The organism is Streptomyces olivaceoviridis, from assembly GCF_014650115.1.
Classification (GTDB): Bacteria; Actinomycetota; Actinomycetes; order Streptomycetales; family Streptomycetaceae; genus Streptomyces; species Streptomyces olivaceoviridis.
In genome coordinates, this window is record NZ_BMUI01000049.1 from 1 (window position 1) to 23777 (window position 23777).

A 23777-nucleotide genomic window follows, 5' to 3' on the forward strand; every position below is an offset into this window, starting at 1 on the left:
GAAATCTTCATCGACGGCGGCGCCAACCAAGTCTGACCACCACCAACGCACCCACCCCACACCCACCGCAGCACACCGGCAGGGGGCGCGGCACCGTCCTGGGCCCGCGCCCCGTCCGCCGCACATCACCGCGTCCCAGTACGCCCTCACCCGCCCAGCAGGACATGCCCCGGAAGGCCGAGGCCGCGGACAAGGAGAGTCATGAGCGATCGCCTCACCCCAGCCGGCCCCCGGGGCGGGTCCGTGTCCCGAACGTCCGAGCCGAACAGCCGGAGCGGATGGCCGGCCGTGGGAGCCGCGGCGACGATGTCGTTCGTGCTGGTGCTCTCGGAGTTTCTTCCTGTGGGCCTGCTGCCCGCCATCGGCGACAGCCTCCACGTGAACACCGGCACCGCGGGACTCCTCGTGGTCGTCCCCGGACTGGCCGCGGCCGTGGCCGCGCCGCTGCTCACCGTAGCCTCAGGCCGGCTCGACCGCCGGCACGTCCTGCTCACCCTCGCCGCACTGATCACAGTGTCCAACGGCCTGGCCGCCCTGGCGCCCAACATAACCGTCATGATCGCCGCACGCCTGCTCCTGGGTCTCGGCGTCGGTGGCTTCTGGGCCATGGGAGCCGGAGTCGGCAGCCGTCTCGTCCCTCCCGCTGACGCGGACCGCGCGGCTTCGTTCATCACGGCGGGCATCTCGGCCGGAACCGTCGTCAGTCTCCCGCTCGGTGCCCTGGTCGGTCACCTCGCCGGATGGCGCGCCGCCTTCGACATCGCCGCCGTCGCGGCACTGCTGACACTGGTCTTCCTCAGGTTCGCACTGCCCACCCTGAAGCCGACCGACACCGTGAGTCCGGCCTCGCTCGGCAACGTCCTGCGCACCCCGTCCGCCGCCCTCGCCCTGCTGGCCACCGCCGTCGCCTTCTTCGGCCACTTCACCGCCTACACCTACATCACCCCTCACCTCCAGCAGCACGCCCACTTGAGCGCCGGCGCCGTCACCGCCGTGCTCCTCGGCTACGGACTGGCGGGACTCGCGGGGAACTTCCTCGTCGGCCTCATCGCCGGGCGTTCCCTACGCGCCCTGGCCGCCCTCACCGGCCTCGTCCTCGCCACAGCGGTCCTGCTGCTCACCGTCACCACCTCGACCCCCTTCGTGATCGTCCTCGTCCTGCTGTGGGGCGCGGCCTTCGGAGGGGTGCCCCCTATCGGGCAGGCCCGGGTCATGCGCCTGTTCCCGCAGGCCCCCGAGGCCGCCTTGGCCCTCCTCGTCACCGCCTCGCAGACCTTCCTCGCGGTCGGCTCCTTCACCGGTGGCGTCCTGACCGACCACCACGGGACCACCACCGCCTTCGCGTTCGGCGCCCTCGTGGTGCTGCTCAGCGCCCTGGTCCCGGTTCGCACCCGCTGAACGGCACGGTGATCGACGCCGCCGAGGCACGATCCCCGCCGCATGGTTCGGAAGCATGCGTGAAGTCGCCCGGTGAGGGGTATGTGATGCATCAACAAAATGGGGGTGCCGTGACGGACGAACCACCCCGGTGGCTTACGGCGACCGAGGAGCGAGCATGGCGAGGTCTGCTACGTGCACTTGAGCGACTGATCACACATACCGAGCGTCCCTTGCGGAGTCAGTTCAGACTGTCCGCCGCCGACTACTCGGTGCTGGCCGAGCTGACCCGCGTCCCCGACGGCCGACTGCGCGTTCTGGAACTCGCGAGGGAACTCGGATGGGAGAAGAGCAGGCTGTCCCACCACCTGGCGCGCATGACGCAACGCGGCCTCGTCGACCGCGAGGTCTGCGACAGTGACCGCCGCGGGGTGTACGTAAGGGTCACACCGGCCGGCCACGAGGCCTTAGTGTCAGCCGCACCTCGCCACGTGGAGGACGTCCGGAGCCTCTTCCTCGACCACCTGACCCCCGGCCAAGTAGCCCTGCTGGCGGAGATCACCGAGGAACTGATCGAGAACCTCACACGGATTCCCGACACCCCCTGACACTCCGGCCCACTCCGCCGGGGTGCTCGGCCCTTCCTGCCGCGAGGTTCCGCACCCGGGCACCGCCCAGCTGCGTCGCCGGGCGCGCACCTGCGCAACCGGGGCTGTGGCCCGGGGAGATACGGGTACGGATCGCCACCGTCTGCGTGGGCGGCGCGTTGGTCTGCCGGGACCGCCTCACGGCAGACATCGCTCTGTCCGCGATGGACGTCGTGGCAGTGGGAGCCCGCCTTCCCGGTGCCGGCCCTCGCCCTCAGCAACGGGCGCCGTCTGTCCGCGTGTTCTCTGAGGTCGAGCACAGGCGTTGACCACCGAGAACCTCCACGCCCATCACCCACAACCACATCGTCGGCGTCGGCGTCGGCGTCGGCCAAGAACTGTTCCCGCCTGGCACCGGCCTCGACGCTGTCTACGTCCGCGACGGTACCCTCACCGTTTCCGAGGCCAAGCGCTGCGCCGCCGCCGAGCCGCCCGCAGCCGGCAGTACACCCGCACGACCACCCACTCCCGGCCCCGACCACTCCCCCGGCCCCGCTCGCGCCCCCGGCAGCCCGCACCCGCGGCGGCATGCGTCGGGCCGGAGCAGGGACTGATGCGCACCAAGCAGTGCCGAATGGGGTGCGTGCCGGGCGCGTACGAGCGCGTCATGACGATGGCGTCGGACGTTCCCGCCGGTCGCCGGGGTGCGCGACCGCGCGTTCGGCGGCGGTGCCTGGGGCGCGGCGGAGCATCCGACTGCCACCGGGCCCGGGGGGGGGGATGGGGGTCAGCGTCTGCGGGCCCAGCCGGAACCGATACCGGCCACGTGCAGAGCCAGCGCGGTCAGCCCCAGCAGCATCACATTCGTCGAAGTGAACACATCGTTGGTGCCGAGATCCGCCGCGTTGATCAGAAACGACAGGAAGAACAGCACCGCCGCGACTATGCCGAGCATGAGACGAACTCCTCTCGAAGGGGGTGAAGTCCGTATGCCCGGCCACCGACTCCGCAGACGTAAGGCCGCGCCCGACTATCGCCGGCCCGCCAGGCGCGGCCCCCGCCGAGTCGGCGGGCCGGCGGTAGTGACCGTCTCAGGCGTGCGCGTGGCGAGGGCTTGCCGCCTTGTGTGATGCGGCGTGATGCGCGGGCCGGCCCGTCCTGGGGACTTCGAGGCGCCGCAGGGACAGACCCGCGGTGACGAGGAGGCCGGTGAAGACGGCGAGAAGGAGGACGCACGCCCACATCTGCCGGCTCCCCGGCGCCTGCCAGCCGGTCCAGGCGGCGCACACCGCCCACAACAGGACGCCCCCAGCGTAGAAGGAACGGACACGGTGCAGCTGCCGCACGGCCCGCAGGAACATGACGCGCTCAGTCATCGGTGCCATGCCGGGCCGTATACCCCGAAGAGCCTGGGCCACCAGGGAGTGAAGGCCACGAAGGCGGGAACGACGGCCGCAGTGCGCGGAGCTTCCGCTGACCGCCGGGCCGGGGTGACCGGTGCGAGCTGCCGCGGGTCGAGCTGGGCGCGGGAGTACGTGGCGACCACGCCGTGCGCCACCAGGCACTCACCGGCCCAGCAGCCGTGGCGCACCTCCCACACGACGGCCCGGACGCGTCCACGCAGCGCACCACGTGCACCCCCGCGCACACGGCCGTGCCGCCGTCCGGCGAGACCGTCACGGTGTCGAGCCGCGCGGCCAGGGGGCGGGAAAGCGCACCGTGTCACCCGAATCCGGGTCGAGCGCGACGAGTTCGGCGTCGGGGACACGGTCGGGAAGTGTCCGCTGCCGGTTCCGCACCCGCCCGCCGCCTACCTACCCTCGATCGAGGGACGCGGGTGTGGCACCGGGAGGACCGAGGATGACGTCGCCGAACTCTTCGGTGAGGGCCTGGAACAGCTCCATGTCCCACTCGGTCTGCGGGGTCGCCAGATGCGCGGGCGTCCCGGAGCGGGCGATCAGTTCGGCGAACCTGCCCGGTGACGTGATGGTCAGGGAACGGGCTCCTTCGGGACCGGCCTTCAGGGTGTGCGGCGTGTTCATCGGGATGGTGTAGAAGTCGCCCGAACGCAGGGTGAAGGTGTCGGTCCCGGCCCACACGGTCAGGGAGCCGGAGAGGACGAAGACGCGTTCCTCGTAGGCCGTGTGCAGGTGCAGCGGTGTGACCGAGTCACCGGGCAGGGTGATGTCCGACAGGTCGTGACGACCGTCGGTCTCCTCCGCGGTCGTGAGCACGGACAGGCGCAGGTGCCCGCCCAGGACGAACTGGCGGGAGGCCGGGACGGGCGGTGGGGAGGGGAAATCGGTCACGGTGACTGGCCTTTGCGAGGGGGTGTGCGAGGGGTACTGGGCGATGACGGGCGACCCTGGTGACGGCACGCCGCGGGCCGGGCGGTGCCGTCATGCTTCCAGCATCCTGCGGACGGCTTCGATCCGGTCGTCGATCATCCGGCTTCCCATCGCGGTTCCCGGGATGAAGTGGGCCACGTGGAACGCCTTGCCGTAGTGGCGGAGGTCGGTGGGGACCCCGGCCTGGATGAGCAGACGCGCATAGTCGAGTGCTTCGTCGCGAGTCGGGTCGATCTGGTAGGCCACGACCAGAGCGGGGGGAAGCCCGGCCAGCTCCTCCACCCGCGCGCGGGCCACAGCGGCGTGCACCGGGACGTCCGCGGCACCGGGCTCGGCGGTGCCGCGGAGGTAGTGCCCCCAAGCGATCGGCGAGTTGGCGGACTGCCATACCGGTGTGTCCCGCAGGGTCCTCATCGAGGGGGTGTTCAACCGGTCGTCGACGGTGGGGGCGTCGAGGAACTGGGCGAGCAGGCGGGGGCCCCCGCGCTCCCGCGTCAGCATCGTGAGCGCCGCGGCCAGCCCGCCCCCGGCGCTCTCGCCCAGGACACCGAGGCGGTCGGCGTCGATCCCGAGTTCACCACCCTGGTCGGCGGCCCAGACGAGGGCCGCGTAGCTGTCTTCCAGACCCGCGGGGAAGGGATGCTCGGGAGCCAGGCGGTAGTCCACGGCCACGACGATGACGCCCGCCCGCTCGGCGAGCATCCGGGCCGGCGAGTCGATCAGGGCCAGACTGCCCATGACGTAGCCGCCGCCGTGCAGGTAGAGCAGCCCGGGGAGTACGCCGGAGCGTTCGGCGGGCGCGTAGACGCGCACCCGTACGTCGCCCGCGCCCGAGGGGCCGGGGACGGCCACGTCCCGCACGGACACGGGCGTCTGTGGTTCGTGGACGGGGAGGTTCTCGGATACCAGCCGTTCCGCTTCCCGCGCCGCCGCCAGATCCGAGAGGTCTGCCGTCGGGAGAGTGGCCGCCACAGCGGCGAGCTCGGGGTCGAGTATGTGATGCATGAGGTTCCTTCGGACTCGGGGGTGCGTGAGGTGCCGCCGCGTCCGGCCGCGGAGTCGTGCGACGTGTGCCACGCCGGGCACACGTGTTCGCGTCTCCCACGCCATGGGCCGCCCCGGCAGGCACGGAAGCGTGGTTCCCGCCGGGGCGGCACCCGCGCACGGCGGGTCCGCCTTCCGGCACGGACGACGTCGGCGACCAGCACGCGCAAGCCGGTACGCCGGCCCGAGCGGCACGAACGCGCCGGGATCAGTCGAGGGTGAGGATGATGCGGTCGTGCACCTCGCCGCTCTCCAGCCGCCGGTGCGCCTCGGCGGCACTCTGCATGGGCATCAGCGTCCGCGCCTTCAGCCGGAGACGCTTCTCGGCCAGCATGGCCATGCCTTCGTCCAGGGCGCCGGGAGCACGGTCCGTCGTGGGCTCCGAGAGGACCACACCCAATTCGGCTGCTGCGGGATCCGACAGGGTGATGACCCGGTCGGGCCCTCCGGCGAGTGCGACAGCGTCGGCGAGACCGCCCTTGCCCGCCGCGTCGAAGACGGCGTCCACGGGGCCGAGTGCGCGTACCGCCCCGACGAGACCGGAGCCGTACCGCACGGGGTGCGCGCCGAGTTCCGCGGCCAGTGCGTCGTCCCGCTGCCCTACGGCGCTGATCACCTTGACCCCCTGGGCCACCGCGAGCTGTGTGGCGATCATGCCGACCGAGCCGCCGCCCCCGAGGAGCAGCAGCGTCTCCCCTGCCTTGATCCGCAGCTGGCCAAGCACGCCGGCCGCCGCCTCCACGGAGCTCGGCAGCGCCGCCGCGTCCGTCCAGGAGACGGAGCCCGGCTTGTGCGTCCAGATCGACGCCACGGCGTATTCGGCGTAACCGCCCCAGTCGAAGAGGAGAGCGGCCACCTCGTCACCGACCTCGGTCGCCGACACTCCGGGGCCCACGGCGTCGACGACGCCGGCCACCTCGTATCCGAGAACGGGAGTCTCCGGCAGGGGGAACCGCAGGTGGCCCGCGCGGATCGCCAGGTCGGTCGGGCCCACACCCGCGGCCTTGACCCGGATCCGCACCTGGGCCTCCCCTGGCTCCGGGAGCGGAACAGCCGTCCACTCCAGCACGTCCGGTGGTCCGTACCCGGTCATCACAACGGCGTTCGGCACAGTGCTCGCTCCTTGCTTCGCGGGGCCCAATGTAGTTGATGTATCACACGGATATGAATCGACCGTCGTAGCCGGTCTCGCCCCCGCGAGTGCCTCTTGCGCTCGGCCGCCCACGCCATGACCGGACCATCCCGCTGCCGCCCGTCAGGCGACACGTGCCCTCGGAATCCGGCCGGGCAGAGGTGTCGCATGTCAGCGCGCGGCCGATGGACAGGCCGTGGGCGACCTCCAGGATCACTCTGGCGGGACCGCTTCCCTGGTCGCCGGCGGCGACGATCTCCTTCTCGGTCATTGAACCGCTTCTTCGCCGAATGCCGCTCACCTCGGGAAGAGTTGATGCGTCAACAATACGAGGTGGGGTCGCCGCTGTGTCAACCCCTCTCCCGATCACCGTGGCAGGTTCGGACCACATCGGACGCCGTCGTCGAAGCGCCGGTACGGCGGCCCACCCGACGGTGCGCCATCACCACGATCCTCGTGGTCAAGGAGGTGCCCGGCATGCCGCGGATCGCGGGCGGCGAGCGCGTGAGGGACCCGTTCGGCCATCTCCGCGTCGGTCATCGCGGCGCCGGGGGCGCGATGCTTGTGATCAAGCGCGACGGCGGTGCGTCGGTTCCAGAGACCACCGCCTGGCCGGCGGCTGCATCCTGGACGTGGGTTTCGTCGCAGGACTCACTGATGCGGATCTTGTGCTTGGCCAGAGGCAGGCTGTGGGTAGCCGTGGAACGCCCCGGCCACCACGGGGATCAGCTGCCGGCCGATCTCTTCGACGGACATGGCGGCCAGCTCGGTACCGATGGGCGCCAGTGCGAGCCAGTTCAGCATGCCGGCCGCGCACCGCGTGCGGAAGATCAACTCCTCCTCGTCGACGCCGGGTAGATTGGCCGTCAGCACCCTGAGGGCATCTCGGCGGCTCCGGTCGAACTTGCCTGTCAGCCGCTGCCAGCCCTCTGGTGGATCGATCCCGACGCGCGCCACGGTCCGCATCACGGCCAGTTCCTCTCCGCCGGCCGCCAGCGCGCGCGTCATCGGCCGGGCGAACGCCGCCGCCACCTCTTGCAGCGTCGAGGTGGTGTCAAGGAAGCCGAGCTCCTGGATCTGCTCGTCCAGATAGCGTTCCAGCGCGTACTCGATCGCGGATTCGCACAGCGCCTTGAGCGACCCGAAGTGGTAACTGACCGCTGCGACGTTGGCCCCGACGCGATCGGTGATATCGCGGAGGGTCACACCCTCCTGCCCGCGTTGCGCGAGCAGCTCCAGGGCGGCCATCTGAAGGGCGTCGCGCGTGCGCTGACCAGCCGCTCGGCGTAGATCCGCCTTTTCCTCTCGCACCACGGAATTTACTCAAGCAGTCGCTTCAGTACATTGTCAAACACCTGCTCTCGCACGGTGCCCAGGCGCCCCTCCGGCTCGCTGCTCCTCCTGGTCGCGGCCGGCGACTCGGAAGTCCGCCGTCGGAATGGCAGGGGAGACAGCTGATCCGAGGGGGGAACAGGGCGGCGAGGGCGCCAGCTGACACATGTCGCCCGTACGCACCTCGGGTGTGGCAGCGGCCAGGGCCTCCGCGTCACCGTTCCGTATCCGCCCCGACGCGGCGGTCCCCGCACTCGAAGGGTGAGGTTCGGGAGTCGAACCGCCGATGCTCATGCCGAGGTGCGGAGGGCGCCGAGCGACCACCGCCGGATTCCTCGGCCGCCGCGTACTTCCCGGCCGTGTCCTTGAGGGTGCGTACCAGCATCGCGAAGTCGGCTGCACGCCCGACGCTCGGACCGTACACCAGCGAGCGCGAGCACCTGCCCACAAGCAAGCGGGAACACCCGTGGTTCGCCCCGGCTCCATGGTCACGGCCGCGGCCGACACCTTCGTCGACACCCGCTACCGGGGCGTCTCCGAACGTCCGGGCCATGCCCAAGCGCGGGTCCCCATCGCCTGGCACCTGATCGCCCAACCCGAACGCCTCGGCTCATACCAAGAGCTCGACGCCGACTGACACCGCCGTCGCCTCGACCTGCCCGCAGAACCCGCGCCCCCCATGCACACGGCCGAGGGTCAGTTGACGGCGTGGGGATCATTGCGCATATAGTTGATACATCAACGAGGTGTTGGAGTAAGCCCCACGCGCGCTCCCCTCGGGTAGGACATGCGCGCTCCCCTCGGGATGAAAGGCACGTCATGGCCGAGAACCCGTTCACCGCGCGCGGCGGGGATGGCACGCGCAGCCCGGGCCCGCCGGACTCTCCCCCGTCATCTGGTCGACGCCGAAGGACACCCGGAACCGCATTCCGATCGACGCCCGTCACATGCCGACGCTCCAGGGCGTAGTACACGGGTCCGCGCTTCGTGCGTCAAGGCGGAGGCGAACCGGCACCTCATCGAAGTCGGGGTGCGGGCAGGGCGCCGCCTTCCGTCACTCGACCCCCGGCGCCAGTTCCAACAGGTCCGAATGCCAACGCACATGTGCTGACCGCCCAGGCACGCCAGATCCCGACCGAGGAACGCATCATGGACTCCACCAGTCTTGCCCTTACGGGCTCGACGATCGACGGCGGCCTGTTCGTCGACATCACCGACTTCGCCCGGGACACACCCGCGCTGCATACCCCGATGACTTGGCTGAGCAGCTACGGCATCCTCGTCTTCGTGGCCCTGCTTGCCTTCACATGGTGGCGAGCCCGCGCCGCATCGTCTGCGGCCATGGCCTGTGCGATGGCCGGCTTCGTATCCGCCCCCATAGCTTCGCTGGTCAACACAGGTATCAAGGATGCGGTCGCTGAGACGCGGCCATGCCGGGTGTTCGCTCACGCATATGTGATCGAGACATGTCCCGGTGCGGAGGACTACTCCTTCCCGAGCAATCATGCTGTTGTCTCGTTCGCCGCTGTGGCAGCCCTGCTGGTCATCAACCGACGCCTAGGCGGAGTGGCGCTGCTCGCCGCACTCCCTCTGGCCTTTTCCCGCGTCTACGTCGGAGCCCACTACCCGCACGACGTCCTGGCCGGCGCCGTCCTCGGTATCCTCATCGGGATGCCGGTCACTCTCGCCGGCCGCCGCTACGGGACGACGGCCGTCGACTACTTGCGCAGAGGACCGGGCCGCCTCCTCGTCGGTTCGCCCCATCAGACCGCACCTCGGTCCGCGACCTGACATCGTTACCCGCCATTCGTCGGCGATCAGCCGAAGAGGGGCATCGCCGCGGCGGAGGCACGGATCGCAGGCTCGGCGGTGCCCAGCGAGGGCCCGCTCGTTCAGGGGCGAGCCCGAGTGGCGCGATGGCACTGCGAATCTTGCGGCAGGGCCACGCCCGCGTGGCGATGTGCGCCTTTGCTGCTCAGGTATGAGACCACGAACCGTCACGCACGTTACCGGAAGGGATCAGTGCTGTGCTTTTCGGTCGCAACGGAGAATTGCGCTTTATTTCGTCCATCGCGGAGGCCGCACTGCGCGGGAGAGGTAAGGCCGTATTCCTCGGTGGACGGCACGGAATCGGGAAAAGCGCTCTCCTGGACGCCGTCGCACAGATGCACGCACCGTCGTTCCGGTTATTACGGGTGACAGGTCATCCCGATGAGTCGGGCTTGCCCTTCGCCGCTGTGGAGCGGCTGCTGGCCCCGGTACGGGACAGCGTCCAAGGGCTGCCGAGACCGCAGCGGCTGGCGCTGCGCGTCGTCCTCGGGCTCGAGGAGGGCTCCACCGATCCGTTCTTCGTCCGTATGGCGGTGACAGGGGCGCTGCAAGCGGCGGCGCGGAAATGCCCTCTGATGGTGCTCGTGGACGACGTGGACTCGCTCGACAGGGAATCGGCCGGAGTCATCTCCTTCTTCTCCCGGCGGATCGACCGGGCCCCGATCTGCCTGGTGTGTGCCGGAACCGACGCGGGGAGAAGGGCCTCGGGGAAAATCGAAGGCGAGAGACTGGTCCTGGGGCCGCTCAGCCGGGTCGAGAGTCTGGCTTTCCTCGAATGGCTGGCGCCCTCCAGCTCGCCGGAGACGAGGAACCGAGTCGTCGAGGAATCCGGCGGAATTCCCCTTCTACTGCGTGACGCTTCGAATGTCTTGACGTCCGTGCAGCTCTCCGGATGTGAGCCGCTGCCGGCCAGGGGCCACACCCCGGCGTCGCCGGCCGGCATCGTGCCGGGCGGTGTGGACACCGCGGAACCGCCGGCCGATCTGGCCGTCCCCCAAGGCCCTGCCCCGGGCGCGTGCCGCGTCCGTACCCGGCCGGACGCCGGTGACGGCCATGAGCCTCATCCGGCTGTCGTGCGCCACCACATCCTCGGCACCGCGCTGTCGGACCGGGTCCTCCTCCCTGCGGCGGCAGGACGTCGTCCCCCACGGGCCGTACTCCCGTTCGAAGCGGCGGAACATGCCTTCGCCCAGGGGGACACCGATCGTCTGGCCGAACTGGTGGAGGAGACCCGCACGGTGGGCGAAACGGGAATGCAGAATCGTTACGCCAGACTCCGGGCCATCAACACCCTCGTGACCCGCTCGCCGACCGCGGCGGTCGAACAACTGCTGGCGGCGGCACGGATGCCCGACGCCGACGATCCCGCCTTCGCGATCGACACGCTGAACATGGCGGCCGCGGCCGCATGGCTCGCAGGAGACCCGTGTGCCCTGGAGGAGGTGAACGGCGCCCGCGCGAGGCTGATGGCCACGTGGGACGCACCACCGCCTTCGGAGCCGACCGGTGGCCCCGTGGCCCTGCGTGTACTGGCCGGTCCGTGGGAGGCGGTCGGCCGGGCCGACGCGGAGGGGGCCGAGGACTCGACGGGGGCGGTGTCCGCGGCCCGAGGGAGAGCGGCGAGCATGCCCCTGCCCGGCTTCCCGATGCTGCCGGAGTCCGGACCGGTGGACGACCCCGGGCGCCTCCTGGCCTTCTATGTCGGGCTCTTGCGGCGTGCCGTGAAGGACGGCGAGTGGGGATCCGTTCCGGTGGCCGCCTACTGGGCTGCCTGTCTGGAAACCTGGCTGGGACGCTGGGAACACGCCACGGACCACCTCCGCCTGGGTCTTTCGAGCGCAGAGCGGACCGGACAGGATGTCCTCACCGGCCACCTGCGGAGCCTCAGCGCCTGGCTGCACGCGGTGCGCGGTGACGTGGCGGCCTGCCGAGCCGAAGCCGAGGCGTGCCTGACGGAATCGGCCGTGCACGTGACGGACTCCGCCCGCCTGGCGGCCCAGGGCGCCCTGGTGTTCGCCGCACTGAGCCAGGGCAGACCGGAGGAGGCGCCCGGACTGCTGCCGTTGCCCCCCGTCGGCACGGGTGAGGCGATCCTGGGCGGTCGCGGCTCGCTGGCCGTGTCCGATCTGATAGAGGCCGCCTACCGCGCGTTCGAGATGCCCCGGGCAAGGGAGATGCTGGACGTGTGGAGACGGCGCAGGCCCCAGGCGCGCGCCGGCGGGACCGAAGTGCTCATGTTGCGTTGCGAGGCGTTGCTGGAGGAGAACGCCGACACCATGGAGCGCAAGTTCCACCAGGTGTTGGCGATCACTCATCCCAACGAGTTCGAGCGGGCCCGCACACGGCTCCTGTTCGGCGAAAGGCTCCGGAGAGCCCGGCGGACACAGTCTGCCCGCGAGGAACTGCTCGCCGCTGTCGGAGCCTTCCGACTCGTCGGTGCCCCACTGTGGTCCGGCCGTGCCCAGCGCGAACTCGACGCCTGCACGGTACGTTCGGCGGCGGAGGAGGAGGGCTGGGACGCACTCACGGCACAGGAGCGGCAGGTGGTGCGGTTGGCAGGGCAGGGACTGACCAACCGGCAGATCGCGCAGGCCCTGTTCATCAGCCCACGCACCGTCGGGTACCACCTCTACAAGGCCTTTCCGAAGCTCGACATCCGTTCGCGCCGCCAGATCAGGGAAGTGGTGCCGAGCGTCGGTACAGCGCTTGAGGACCCCGGCTGAGGGGTGAGTGCCGGTCTGACCGCCGAGCCCAGCCGGGCACCCCCGGCGCCGAGGCCAACGCCGGGTCCCGGCGGAAGTCCGCGTCCTGTTCGCCGAGGGATCCGCCGGACGCGACGAGCCGACCCGCGGACCCGCCGCAAGGGGTCGTGGGTTCTCCCTGCCGGGAAGACCTGCGGCGACCGGGTACGAGTAGGCGTTCTCCATCGGTCACACTTCACCGAAGCGTCGACTTCATGACGTCACAGAACCGGTCCCGGCCGTCGTGTTCCATGCCGCGGCGAGATCCCCGAGATCAGCCGGGTCGGGACGGCCGGGCATGCGGGCGACGGCCTGCCGCCGGGCCATGCCGACGAGGTCGGCGGCCGACAGCCTCATGAGGCGGTCGCGCGCGTCCTGGAGCAGCCGCTCCGCCGCGCCGGTGATCGCCTCGTGTCCGAGCGGGCGCTCGACGGGGAGATCCTCCGCGAGAAGACCGTGGAGCGTGGCCCCCAGATCCACCGTGCCGATGTCGCGCACCGTGATCGACAAGTGGGCGGACAGCCCTCGTTCGCCCGTGGCACTGTGCGCGAAGCCGCGCGGCACATAGAGCACCTCGCCGGCGTCGAGCGTGGTCCGCAGGATCTCCGCGGGTTCCGGGCCCGCCGACGGGTCCACCGGGCCGGCACGCCAGTCCGCGCTGTCCGGCTTCGCGTGGATGCGCCAGTCCTTCCGCCCGGCGACTTGGAGCACCAGCACGTCGGCGTCGTCGCGGTGCAGCGGCAGCCCCTGGTGGCCCGGAGGGGTGACGAAGAAGAACGCCTCCGCCGCTCGGCCCAGTTCTCCGGCGAGCGCAGCGAGCACCTCGCGTGTGGGCCCGTGCCAGTGGTCGACGGAGCGCAGCAGCAAAGTGGCGCCCTTCTCCAGGAGGGACCTGATTCTGCCGCCGTCGGCGAAACCGCCGGGAGCCGCCCGGGAGATGTGCCGCGTGGTGGTGTAGGAGCCGAGCGGGATCGGGCCCTCCTCCCACATCTCGAAGTACGGCTCCCGGAACAGACCGGTCTCCAGCACCGTGTCGACATCCGCGAGTGTGAAGGGGCTGGGGGTGCCCGAGGGCGGCCGGAACACGCCGGGCCGGGTTTCCCAGTAGGCGGAGAAGAACTCCTGCGGGTCGCCTACCCACTGGTCGAGTATCGGTGTGCCCATCGTTTCCCTTCTTCCGGTTCCTTGGGCTCGGGCGGCGCCCCTCCGGCCGGGTCCCGGCAGGTTCGGGGCGAGACGGGTCGGGAGACGCGCCGCCGGCTTTCGTTCTCCACCCGTCACTTCACGCCGACGACCATGTACTCCGGTCCGTCGAGGTGGGACACCGACGTCTCGCGGAAGCCGGCGTCGGTCATCCAGGAGGTGCATTCGGCGCCGGTGTACCCCAGTCCGCCGACCGACACCAGCGAGACGTTGAGGCTCATGACCATGCCCGTGGTGTTGACGCGGCGTTCGTCGTCGATGAGCGATTCGTACACCAGCAACCGGCCCCCCGACGGCAGCGCGTCGTACGCCTTGCGGATCAGCATCTGCTTGGTGACCAGATCCCAGTCGTGCAGCACGTGGCCCATGACGATGACGTCCCCCGTGGGAAGCGGGTCCGAGAAGAAGTTCCCGGTGACCAGGTGTGCCCGGTCCTGGACGCCGGCGGTCTCCACGTAGGCGGAGAATCGGTCACCGACCTGGGGCAGGTCGAAGCCGACGCCCCGCAGATGGGGGTGCGCGCGAAGCATGTGGGCCAGGAACGCGCCCTCCGAGCAGCCCACATCGACCACCTCGCGTACCCCTGACCAGTCGAACGCGCTCGTGAGTGCCAGGTGGGCGCCCATGCTGTACCCGGTCATGGAGCGGACGAAGCCGGTGACCTGGTCGGGCGTGGCGAACGCTTCGCCGAACGTGTCGTCGTCGGCGCTGACCGGCATCATGCGCGCGCCGGGAGCGGTGCCCGCGGCCCGTCCCGTCGCGGCCGCTGCCAGGGCGTGGTCGTAGTTGAGGCGTTCGCCCGTGCGCAGGCAGTCGCTCAGCAGGGTGCGAGACGGATAGACGGAGTTCAGATAGAGCAGGTATCCGGAGATGTCATGGACCGGGTCGTCCGGGTTCAGGTAGGCCGCGGACAGCGGGGAGGTCCGGTAGACGCCGTCCTCCCGTTCGAGAAGACCCACGGAGACCAGGATGTCGAAGAAGTCGCGCGCGCCGCGCCCCTTCAGAGACAGCGCGGCGCACAACTCCTCGACGGTGGCCGGGTTCTTGGCGACTTCCGCGAACACGCCCAGCTCCACGGCGCTCAGCACGACCTTCGACGTCCAGAACGCCGTGGCGACCTTGATGATCTCGTGCGGTGACTGCCCGGCGGTGCCTTGTCGTTCCATGTCCTGTCCTCCAGGTGGGGCGGGTGATGCGGGGTGGCCGCGGGCTCACGCCTCGTCGGCCGACAGCCGTACGATGTCCACGTGCTTGCGCGAGCCGCTGCCGGCGAATTCACCGGCGCGCACCTCGCGCACGCGAACGGGAAGTTCGCCGCCGATGAGCAAGGTGAGGTCGTCGGCCAGGCGGACCGTGTCGAGGGCGACGTGACCCGTCGACTGCACGCGTAGTTCGAGCAGGTCATCGCCGTACAGGGCGAGTTGGAACCGCGCGACCGGACGCGTGCGAACGAGGCGTGAGAACTCACCGCCGGACACGGTCCGGCCGCTCGGCAGGGTCACACCGGAGGTCTCACGGCCCTCGATCAGCCGGAGCGCCGGATGGGGAAGTCCGCAGCCGCAGGGCTCCGGGGCGAGGGCGCCGATGTCGCCGGTGCGGTAACGCAGCAGCGGCATGGCCCGGTTGACCAGGTTGCTGACGACGATCTCGCCGCTCTCGCCGTCGGGCAGCGGGCGGCCGTCGGCGTCGACGACCTCGACCCAGAGGCGCTCCGCCTCGACGTGGTAGCCGCCCTTGCCGCATTCGGCGGCGATGGTGCCGAACTCACGCATACCGTAACTGTCCATGACGGGTGCGCCGTAGCTCCGTTCGAGTGTCTCGCGCGCACCGGGCAGCAGCCGTTCCCCGAACGTCATGACCGCGCGCGGGGTGAGGGACCGGTCCGCCGCGGCGAGCGCGCTCGCGAGGCGCAGACAGGACGACGGATGACCGAAGACGATGTCGGGGGCGAAGCCGGCTGCCCGCACCGCCAGATCGACGTCGTCCGGCCCCGGGGGCGTGGTCGTGCCGAATTCCGCCATGCGGGCCAGCCCGAAGCCAGGGGCCACGTACTCGAACCAGCCGCCCTGCAACCACCCCTGAAAGGGCATCAGCAGTTTGAAGTGGAGCTGCCCGGTGAAGGGTACGGCCATCCGTATGCGTGCCGCGTACGTGTGCACGAGGTGGTCCTCGTCCACGACGAAGCGCAACGGGATGCCGGAGGTGCCGGAGGTCGAGGCGACCCGGCACCTGTCCGGTTCGAGGGCGTCGCTGAGCAGGCTGTCCGGGTCCTCCCGGACGGTGTCCTTGTCGAGGAGCGGAAGGGAGCGCAGCGCTCCGAGCGGGTCGGCGCCCGCGTCCGCGGGGATCAGAGGACGGTAACGGGGCACCCGTTGGCCCGCGTGCCGCAGGGCTTCGGCGAGGCGCGAGCGGCGGAAGGCGTCAAGGCCGTCCGCCGTGAAGTCGGCGGTCCGGGAGCGTTCGTACTCCTCGTGGATACGTGGGAAGAGGATGCCCTGGTACGTGTTCTCCTCAAGGACCGTCCGGTATCTCTCACGCAGTTGGTCCGGGGTGAATTGCTGGGTCGGTCCCATGAGGTCGGTCCTTCCTCCAGGAACTGGTAGTGCGGGGGCGGTGCCGACGTACGGCACCGCCCCCGGGCTGCGGCGATCAGATGTCGCCCAGCGTGTTGATCTCCTTGATCTCCGACATGTCCGTCACCTCCCTTCGAGGGTCAGGCCGGCCGCTCGGTGACGTTGCCGACACGGGGGCGCGCTGCGGCCGTCCGCCGAAACGGCGGGTGATCACGGCTGGAGCACGCGGTGCGGAGGACGGCGGCGTGAACGCCGGGCACCGACTGCGTGCCCGGCCCGTCCTGGCCACGGATCGATGATGCGGGAAGCCGGAAGCCGTGAGCATCCGTCGCCTGATCAGTCATTTCCAACGGGTGGCTCGGGCCGCATCAGTCGCCGTCACACGAGCGGTACGACTGATTCCGCAACGGATGCGCGGTCCGTCCTCCTCCCACAGACTGACGCCCACATCGCATGGTCCGGCCGAAGGTCTCCGCCTGCTCGCGCACGGTGGAACGCGGACGACCGGGCGTGGAGGAGGGAGTGATCAAGTGGCTGGTGAGATCGTCACCGAAGTCGAACAGACGCATGGTCAGGACACTGACGCCACCGACGTCCCACTGCTCGTCGGGACGGTGCGGGGCGTGGGCTCCGTCGCCGATGCCGTCGTGTGCGCCGAGCGGGCCGCTCGGCGGCTGGACCGCGACGTCGTCGTCGACTGGCCGGCACCACATGAGGACACCGCGGTGCTGGCCGTGCGCGACGCCGTCGGCCGCACCCTCGCCCGGGTGGAGATCAGACCCCTTTCCGACGAACCCGCCCGCACGCTGGAACCTCTGATCCCCCCAGTCGCAGGATGGCAGGCATCCGTTCTGGCCCTGCCGCCCGGGACGGGCCATGCGAGCACGCTTCTCGATGTCCTGGAGAACCACGCCGCCGTCTACACCGAGGCGGAGGTCGAGGCCCTTTGGAACTCCATGCCCTTGTTGCGGCGGTACGCGGAGGATGACGGTGGTTCGCCGTTCTCCGACTGGGCCCTGATCTTCCGTGACCACTACGTCGAGAACAGTGTGGGCTTCCTGCTGGCCGCAGAACGGGCCGGTGTTCCCGGCCAGTGGATCTACGCACTGGCCAAGGGCGACCGCACGGCGAACCGCCGCCGGGTGCACGCCTGGTTCCTCCACCGCGGCTACCGCAGCGCGGTGCTCGACAACTCCGTGATCGACGGCACGTCCCCACCCGCCGAAGTGGACCTGGCCCGCCGCACCGCCGCGGACGTGGACGACTTCATCCGCCGCGCGCACCGCGCCGGCCGGAGGGTGCTCATCATCGACGACGGCGGGCTGCTGGCGCAGGGTCCGGGAGGTCGCCGCATGGTGACGGAACCTGTCGACGCCGCGGTGGAGCTGACCGTCAGCGGACTCAAACGAATCGCGGCCGCTCCGACCGTGGGACTTCCCGTGTTCAACATGGCCAGGTCCGAGGTGAAGGGCGTCATCGCGTACAACGAGATAGCCGACTCCTGCCTGCGCCGCGTCCGCGCGATCATCCCCAACCAGAAGTTCGTCGGCCGCCGGGTCCTGGTCACCGGGTACGGCGTCCTGGGTTCCCGGCTGGCCCGGCAGTTGCGCGGGATCGGCTGCCGGCCGACAGTCGTCGACAGCGATCCGCTCATGCTCATCCAGGCCGCCGAGGACGGCTTCGACACCCGGCGGACGGTGGCCCGGGCGCTGCGCGACAGCAGCCCCTTCCTCATCGTCTCCAGCGCGGGCGAACCCGTACTGGAGGAGGACGACCTCGCTCTGCTGCCGGACGGGCTCCTGCTGGCCGGCTTCGCCACCAAGGACTTCAGCCTGCTGCACACCGGCCGGGCGGGTGTTCCCGGACAGCAGGTGCCGGGGCTCGGGGTGCGTTACAGCCTCCCCGGTGGCCGTCACGTACTGATGCTCGGCGACGGACGCTCCCTCAACCTCTTCGAGTACGAGGGCATACCCAACCGCGGTTACGACGCCTACCGGGCCGCCACCCTGGTCGCGGCCCGTGAACTGTGCGGCAACCACGCCGCCTATGCCTCCGGGGTGCACGTCGAGCCCGTCAACCAGGCCGTACGCCGCGCGGGCCTGCTGGATGCCTACTACGACCTCTACCTGGAGGACGGCCCCGGCACCGACACGGCCCCGGCCGACCGGACGGCGGCGCGCCGTGAACGGTGAGTTCGACGCCGTACACGTGTGCGTCGTGGGATACGGCGTGGTCGGTACTCTGCACACGCGGCTGCTGACCGGGCTGGGATTCCGGGTCAGCGTGGTCGAACGGAATGCCGCGGTCTGGCTGCCGGACGGAGTGCGCGGCTGGCGGACGGTGGAGGACGTACCGGCGGACACCGTCGACGTGTGGCTGGTGTGCACGCCCACCGAAGACCATCTTCGCACGCTCACACGTGTCCTCGCCCTCGATCCCGCGGCCCGGGTGTTGCTGGAGAAGCCGGCCTGCCGGACGGCCGAGATCGATCGGATGAAGGCGGTTCTGGCGGCGCATCCCCGGCTGCGAGTCGCGGTGATGGACCAGTACCGCGACTCGGCCGTCATCGCCCGGGTGATGGAGACACTGCGGACCCTGGCTCCCGGAGAACCCGTGCGCCGCGTCCGCGTGGCGTTCAGCAAGGACCGGCGCCTCGACGTCCGCCGGGGCCGGTTCGTCGACCGCGACCACGGAGTCTTCGGATACGAGTGGCACCACATGCTCGCCATCCTCGGCGGACTGCTGCCACCCGCCCGCTACGGCTCCTATCTGGCACGGCCTGTCGCTTCCGGCGAGCTGCGCTGCCTGTTCGACGAGCAGTTCGTCATCTCCGCGGCCCTGGAGGAGACCTGGGCCGGCCCCGTCCAGGTGGAACTGTTCTCCACCGTGGTGGGGGATCCCGCCGCGGGTGGTACGGGCGTGGGAGCGCCCGCGTGGACGACCGACTTCCCACTGGCCCACGACGGCCGTCAGCGCCTCGTGCGCGTGGAGAGCGAGAGCGCCCACGTCACCGCGGAGCTGGAACCCGTCGGCCAGGGGCCCGACGGCCCGCTGCCGCGCAACGTCCACCGCATCACCGCGCGGACCCCCGCCGGCCGGGTCGACCGCACCCATGTCACCGAATTCCTGATGAGTGACGCGCTCCGCCGCCTCATCACCCTTCTGCGGGACGGCTCGGTCGGCACACCCGACCTGCGGACCCTGCACCGCATCGCACTGCTCAGCTCGCACGCCCTGCACGTCGGCCGGCTGCCGCACGCCGTCGGGCCCCCCACCGGCTGACGGCCCACCCCGCCGGCCGCAGGCAAGCGCGGAGCCGTGCCACCACACCGTACGTCCACCACCGGAGATCCCATGACCACCGTCTGCTTCGTCGTCCCGCAGGACGAGTTCCAGCGCCTCTTCCTCCAGCAACCCATCGATGTCCTCAACGCCGCGGCCGTCCTGGAGGCGGACGGCCTGGACGTCCGCCTCTGGGACCGCCGGCTGACCGCGGCACCACCCCTCCAGACGACTCCCGACCTCGCCGTGCTGGTCACAGCCGTGGCCGACCGTGCCCAGTGCTACCCCCTCGACATAGCCCCCAGCCGGGAAGCGGTGCGGGAACTCCGGTCCCTCTGGCCCGCCACCCCGGTCATCGCCGTGGGCCCCCACGGCACGCACCTCCCCGACGTCACGCTGCGCGACCTGGGCGTCGACCACGTCGCGCGCGGGGAGAACGACTCCGCGGCGGTCAGGGCGGTCCGCGACTTCGTCGCCGGCCGCGCCCTCACCCCGGTGCTCCCGATGGCGGGAACCTACGAGGACCTCGACACGGACCACTGGCCCCTGCCCGCCTACCATCTGACCGACAGCGGTGACTACACCGCCGAGGTGGTCCTCGAGGGCCGGGCGCACCGGGGCCCGGCCGGGCTCGTACTCGGCGTACGCGGGTGCAGTTACGGCTGCACCTTCTGCCACTTGCCGTTCGGCACCCGGATGCGGCCGCGTGCCGTCTCGCGCACCATGCGGGAGATCACACGACTGCGGGACCTCGGCACGCGCTCCCTCTTCTTCCTCGACTACGTTTTCGGCCTCCATCCCACCTACTACGACGACCTGTGCCGCGAGATGACCGGACTCGGCATCGGCTGGACCGGCCAGACCCGGGCCGAGGTCGTCCTCCGCAGCGACGTCACGCGCTGGGCGGAAGCGGGGTGCACCGGCATGTGGCTCGGCGCCGAGTCGCCCAGCGTCGCCGACGCCGGGGTCGGCAAGCGAGTCTCCGTGGAAAAGGTGACCGCCGCGATCCAGAAGCTCGGCGACGCCGGCATCACCCCGCTCGCCTTCATCCTCCTCGGCCTCCCCGACGACCCCGCCTGCCAGGCGGACCGACTCGTGGACTGGGCGGCCGGGCTCCCCGCGCTCTTCGGCCTCAACCAACTCGTGCTGCGCCCCGGCACCCGTCTCTACGACGACCTCGCCCCCCGGTACACGGACGGCTCCGCGCCCGCCCACTGGACCCAGGTCGAGGACGTGACGAGGCGCTACCGCAGCGCCTATCCGGCCGACCTGGACGACCAGTGGGAACGCCTGATGAGCCTGCCCAACTACCTGGGCAACGCCATGGCGGCCGGCTGAGCGGAGGGCGCCGTCCGGCGGCCGGGCCCGCGCACGCTTATGGAGGACCTCGCATGACCACCGTCGCCACCGGCCGCCTCCGGCGCGCCCTGCGGCACAGCTTCCACGGGTTGCCGAGCGCCTACTGGTGGCTGTGGACGAGCAACCTGATCAATCGGCTGGGATCCTTCGTCGCCGCCTTCCTCGCGCTGTACGTCACCACGGACCTCGGCCACTCCGCCGCCTTCGCCGGCTTCGTCGGAGCCTTGTACGGCCTCGGTGGCACGGTCGCCTCCGTCGTCGCGGGAGTGCTGACCGACCGGGTCGGGCGTCGCCCCACCATCGTGGTCTCCCAGGCGTCCACGACGGTGGCGGTGGTATGCCTGGCCCTGGTCCGGGACACCGCCGCCGTCGCCGTGTGCGCGTGCCTGTGCGGCTTCTTCGTCAACGCCGCCCGCCCCGCCACACAGGCGATGATGATCGACATCGTGCCCCAGCGGGACCGGGTCAGGGCGTACACACTCAACTATTGGGCCACCAACATCGGCCTCGGCGTCTCCTCGACCGCCGCAGGCGCCATCGCCCGCCACAACTACGCCTACCTCTTCTACGCGCAGGCCGCGGCCATGGTGCTCTGCACCGCGCTGGTCCTGGCCAAACTGCCGGAGTCCCGGCCCGGGGAAGGGGGAGCAGACGGGGGGACCGAACCCCCGGAACCCCTCCCGCCCCGGGCCGCGGATCCTTCGGGCCGGGCCGGAGTGTCCCTCTGGACGGTTTTCGCGGACCGTCCGTTCATGGCGTTGGCCACGCTCAACCTGCTGCTGGCCACGATCTTCCAGCTGGCCTACGTGGGACTGCCCCTCGCGCTGGAGCGGCAGGGCCACGACAGCAGCGTCTACGGTCTCGTCATCGGCCTCAACAGCCTGCTCGTCGTGGTGCTCCAGCTCCCGCTGACCCGCCTCACCGGCAAGTGGATACCAGGTCCGGCCCTGGTCGGGGCCTCCCTGTTGGCCGGATACGGCTTCGGGCTCTACTCCGTCACGGACTCGCTCGTACCGCTCCTGCTCGCCACCTGCGTCTGGACGCTCGGTGAGATCATCAGCTCACCCGCCCAGGTGGACCTGGTGATCCGTCTGTCGCCCACGCACGGCCGCGGACGCTACCAGGGAGTCAACAACCTGTCCTTCGCGCTCGCCTCCCTGTCCGCCCCGTTGGTCAGCGGCTGGACCCTGGAGCACTTCGCCCCCGCCGTCCTGTGGACGGTGACCGCGGCCTGTGGCACGTGTGTCGGGGTGGGCTACCACCTGCTCCAGCGCCGTATCAGCGGCATGCCGGCGGAGGAAGCGCAACCAGCTCCCGGCGGGGCCCGCCGCGGCCGGGCGCGGTGACCCCGGCGGGTCCCGCGGTGAGCGGGGCCCGGCCGGGTACCACGGCCGGGTCATGGTCGGGCGGACCGCGGCCGGTCATGTCCGACTGCGGCAGGTCGTCGGTGAACTCCGGCTCCGCACCGTCCGGATGGCCGGCCCCCAGCCACCCGAGACGCTTCCCTCACCGCTCGTCGCACGTCGTCATCCGGCCGGAGCCGACACGGCGAGCGCCTGCCCTGCCGGAAGGGGTGATCCCGCCCCAGTCACCGGAGCGCACCGTAGTACCGGCACGACCACTGCCCTCGCCTGACGCGGGAGCCTTGGGGGCGAGCCGTCCCCGACCGCGGCACCCGCGTCCGCGTCAGCCCACCGAGAACTTCGAGGCGTTCTCGGCCAGCCAGGAGTCGAAGTTCTTGAGCTCCGGGTTCAGTTCCCGCAGCCGGTTCAGGTCGCGGGCGCCGGTGAACTCCTGGTCGAAGTCGCCGTAGTACTGGAACATGTTGCCGATCTCGGCGGCAGCCGGAATGTCGAGGGACCGGAAGACGTCGTAGGGCACGGACTGGAAGCGCACCGGCTCGCCGAGTACGGCCCCCAGTTTCTCTGCGTACTGCGCACCGGTCAGGTGGTCGCCGGCCAGGCTGACGGTCTGACCGATGTACTGTTCGCCTCCCTTGAGGATGGCGAAAGCCGTCCGGCCGATGTCCGCCACATCCACCCCGGCCAGGAGCTTGCCGTCCTCCAGCGGCAGGGTGAGCGTCAGCACGCCGTCCTCACCGCGCTTGGGGCCGAAACCCTGTAGGAAGCCCTGGAAGAAGAAGGTGGTGTTCAAGAAGGTCGTCGGCACCCCGGCCGCCCGGAAGAGCTGGTTGCCCTCGCCCTTGGCGTCGAAGTGAGGCACGTTGTACTTCTCCTGGAGGACGGGCATCCGGCCGTCCTCCAGGGGCAGGAGCTCGCGGGTGTCCTCCAGCGTCGACCAGACCACGTGACGCAGCCCCGCGGCCTTGGCGGACCGGACCAGGACCTGGAGCTCCTCGATCTCCTTCGCCGCGGACATGTGCGCCCAGAAGTTGGTGACGAGGAAGGCGCCGTAGGCACCCTCGAACGCGTTGCGCACGGTCGGTTCGTCATCGAAGTCCGCCCGGACGACCTCGGCACCGAGCTCCGCCAGTTCCTTGGCGGCGGGCGAGTCCGGGTTCCGGGTGATCGCGCGGACCGCGAAGCCCGACTCCGGGTCCGCGAGGATCGCGCGGGCGGTACCACCGCCCTGGGCACCCGTTGCCCCGGTAACGGCGATGACCTTCTTGTCGCTCATGGAACTTCCCCTGTCAGGTCGATAGTTGACGCTTCAGCCAAGCTAGACAACAGAAACTTGACGCGTCAACAAATATGCGACAGATCAGGCCACCCCGTCGCACGTTCGGCACGACACGCCTCTGGCCGTGGTGCAGGCGGGGTAGCAGTCGCGCGGTGTCCGCGTCCCAGCAGACCGTCTCCAGCAGGAGGTCCTCGCACGCCTGCCCCGGCGAGCGGTCCTGGCGCAGGCGCCTCGGCCGGCACCGGGGCCCGCTGGCCGAGATCAGGGATCAGGGTCCGGCCCCAGCACTCCTCACCGCCCCCGCCTCATTCCGGGTGGGTACTTCGCTT

At 70.6% G+C, this 23777-nt stretch carries 19 protein-coding genes; 8 read left to right on the plus strand and 11 right to left on the minus strand.

All coding sequences use genetic code 11. The features are described from left to right. Positions 1 to 306: 306 nt before the first annotated feature. Positions 307 to 1398 carry an MFS transporter gene (locus IE273_RS40890; RefSeq protein WP_189820177.1) on the plus strand — a complete coding sequence of 364 codons (1092 nt, stop codon included), beginning with the start codon at positions 307 to 309 and terminating at the stop codon, positions 1396 to 1398. A gap of 212 nt (positions 1399 to 1610) precedes the next feature. Next, entirely contained in the window at positions 1611 to 1985 is a 375-nt protein-coding gene (locus tag IE273_RS40895; protein WP_308437087.1) for a MarR family winged helix-turn-helix transcriptional regulator, read from the plus strand. 766 nt (positions 1986 to 2751) lie between these two features. Here IE273_RS40895 and IE273_RS40900 read toward each other — a convergent pair. The 7 genes from IE273_RS40900 to IE273_RS40930 all read right to left on the minus strand — a co-directional run bounded on the left by IE273_RS40900 (position 2752) and on the right by IE273_RS40930 (position 7736). After that, entirely contained in the window at positions 2752 to 2919 is a 168-nt protein-coding gene (locus tag IE273_RS40900; protein WP_189820178.1) for a hypothetical protein, read from the minus strand. Between the two features lie 136 nt (positions 2920 to 3055). Continuing rightward, the gene (locus tag IE273_RS40905; protein ID WP_189820179.1) at positions 3056 to 3349 is read right to left on the minus strand and encodes a hypothetical protein; all 294 of its coding nucleotides are present in this window, start codon (positions 3347 to 3349) and stop codon (positions 3056 to 3058) included. Between the two features lie 429 nt (positions 3350 to 3778). After that, complete coding sequence (locus IE273_RS40910) at positions 3779 to 4273, minus strand: cupin domain-containing protein (protein WP_189820180.1); 495 nt, start codon at positions 4271 to 4273, stop codon at positions 3779 to 3781. A gap of 90 nt (positions 4274 to 4363) precedes the next feature. Continuing rightward, the gene (locus IE273_RS40915) at positions 4364 to 5317 is read right to left on the minus strand and encodes an alpha/beta hydrolase (RefSeq protein WP_189820181.1); all 954 of its coding nucleotides are present in this window, start codon (positions 5315 to 5317) and stop codon (positions 4364 to 4366) included. Positions 5318 to 5564: 247 nt separating this feature from the next. Further along, on the minus strand, positions 5565 to 6467 hold the full coding sequence (locus IE273_RS40920) for an NADP-dependent oxidoreductase (protein ID WP_189820182.1): 903 nt from the start codon (positions 6465 to 6467) through the stop codon (positions 5565 to 5567). 43 nt (positions 6468 to 6510) lie between these two features. After that, positions 6511 to 6759, minus strand: a complete 249-nt coding sequence (locus IE273_RS40925) for a hypothetical protein (RefSeq protein WP_189820183.1) — start codon at positions 6757 to 6759, stop codon at positions 6511 to 6513. A 380-nt stretch (positions 6760 to 7139) separates the two neighbouring features. Further along, positions 7140 to 7736, minus strand: a complete 597-nt coding sequence (locus IE273_RS40930) for a TetR/AcrR family transcriptional regulator (protein ID WP_189820184.1) — start codon at positions 7734 to 7736, stop codon at positions 7140 to 7142. A 1188-nt stretch (positions 7737 to 8924) separates the two neighbouring features. On the opposite strand from IE273_RS40930, the gene IE273_RS40935 reads away from it, so the two are divergent. Both IE273_RS40935 and IE273_RS40940 read left to right on the plus strand, forming a co-directional pair. Next, the gene (locus IE273_RS40935; RefSeq protein ID WP_229888095.1) at positions 8925 to 9611 is read left to right on the plus strand and encodes a phosphatase PAP2 family protein; all 687 of its coding nucleotides are present in this window, start codon (positions 8925 to 8927) and stop codon (positions 9609 to 9611) included. A gap of 236 nt (positions 9612 to 9847) precedes the next feature. Further along, the gene (locus IE273_RS40940; RefSeq protein WP_189820185.1) at positions 9848 to 12373 is read left to right on the plus strand and encodes a helix-turn-helix transcriptional regulator; all 2526 of its coding nucleotides are present in this window, start codon (positions 9848 to 9850) and stop codon (positions 12371 to 12373) included. A gap of 231 nt (positions 12374 to 12604) precedes the next feature. Here the strand turns inward: IE273_RS40940 and IE273_RS40945 are convergent, their stop codons facing one another. From IE273_RS40945 to IE273_RS40955, 3 genes are all read right to left on the minus strand, one after another. Beyond that, complete coding sequence (locus IE273_RS40945; RefSeq protein WP_189820186.1) at positions 12605 to 13555, minus strand: JmjC domain-containing protein; 951 nt, start codon at positions 13553 to 13555, stop codon at positions 12605 to 12607. A gap of 113 nt (positions 13556 to 13668) precedes the next feature. Further along, entirely contained in the window at positions 13669 to 14760 is a 1092-nt protein-coding gene (locus IE273_RS40950) for a methyltransferase (RefSeq protein ID WP_189820187.1), read from the minus strand. 45 nt (positions 14761 to 14805) lie between these two features. Continuing rightward, positions 14806 to 16167, minus strand: a complete 1362-nt coding sequence (locus tag IE273_RS40955; protein ID WP_189820188.1) for a phenylacetate--CoA ligase family protein — start codon at positions 16165 to 16167, stop codon at positions 14806 to 14808. A 530-nt stretch (positions 16168 to 16697) separates the two neighbouring features. Here IE273_RS40955 and IE273_RS40960 point away from each other — a divergent pair. From IE273_RS40960 to IE273_RS40975, 4 genes are all read left to right on the plus strand, one after another. Continuing rightward, a complete protein-coding gene (locus IE273_RS40960; RefSeq protein WP_189820189.1) occupies positions 16698 to 18359 on the plus strand; it encodes a Rossmann-fold NAD(P)-binding domain-containing protein in 1662 nt (553 codons plus the stop codon). Then, complete coding sequence (locus IE273_RS40965) at positions 18349 to 19449, plus strand: Gfo/Idh/MocA family oxidoreductase (RefSeq protein WP_189820190.1); 1101 nt, start codon at positions 18349 to 18351, stop codon at positions 19447 to 19449. The genes IE273_RS40960 and IE273_RS40965 overlap by 11 nt, the downstream gene beginning before the upstream one ends. A 72-nt stretch (positions 19450 to 19521) precedes the next feature. Then, positions 19522 to 20787: a B12-binding domain-containing radical SAM protein gene (locus tag IE273_RS40970; RefSeq protein ID WP_189820191.1), complete on the plus strand. Its 1266-nt coding sequence runs from the start codon at positions 19522 to 19524 to the stop codon at positions 20785 to 20787. Between the two features lie 53 nt (positions 20788 to 20840). Then, positions 20841 to 22154, plus strand: a complete 1314-nt coding sequence (locus IE273_RS40975) for an MDR family MFS transporter (RefSeq protein WP_189820192.1) — start codon at positions 20841 to 20843, stop codon at positions 22152 to 22154. 340 nt (positions 22155 to 22494) lie between these two features. Here the strand turns inward: IE273_RS40975 and IE273_RS40980 are convergent, their stop codons facing one another. Then, entirely contained in the window at positions 22495 to 23445 is a 951-nt protein-coding gene (locus IE273_RS40980) for an NmrA/HSCARG family protein (protein ID WP_189820193.1), read from the minus strand. Between the last annotated feature and the right edge of the window lie 332 nt (positions 23446 to 23777).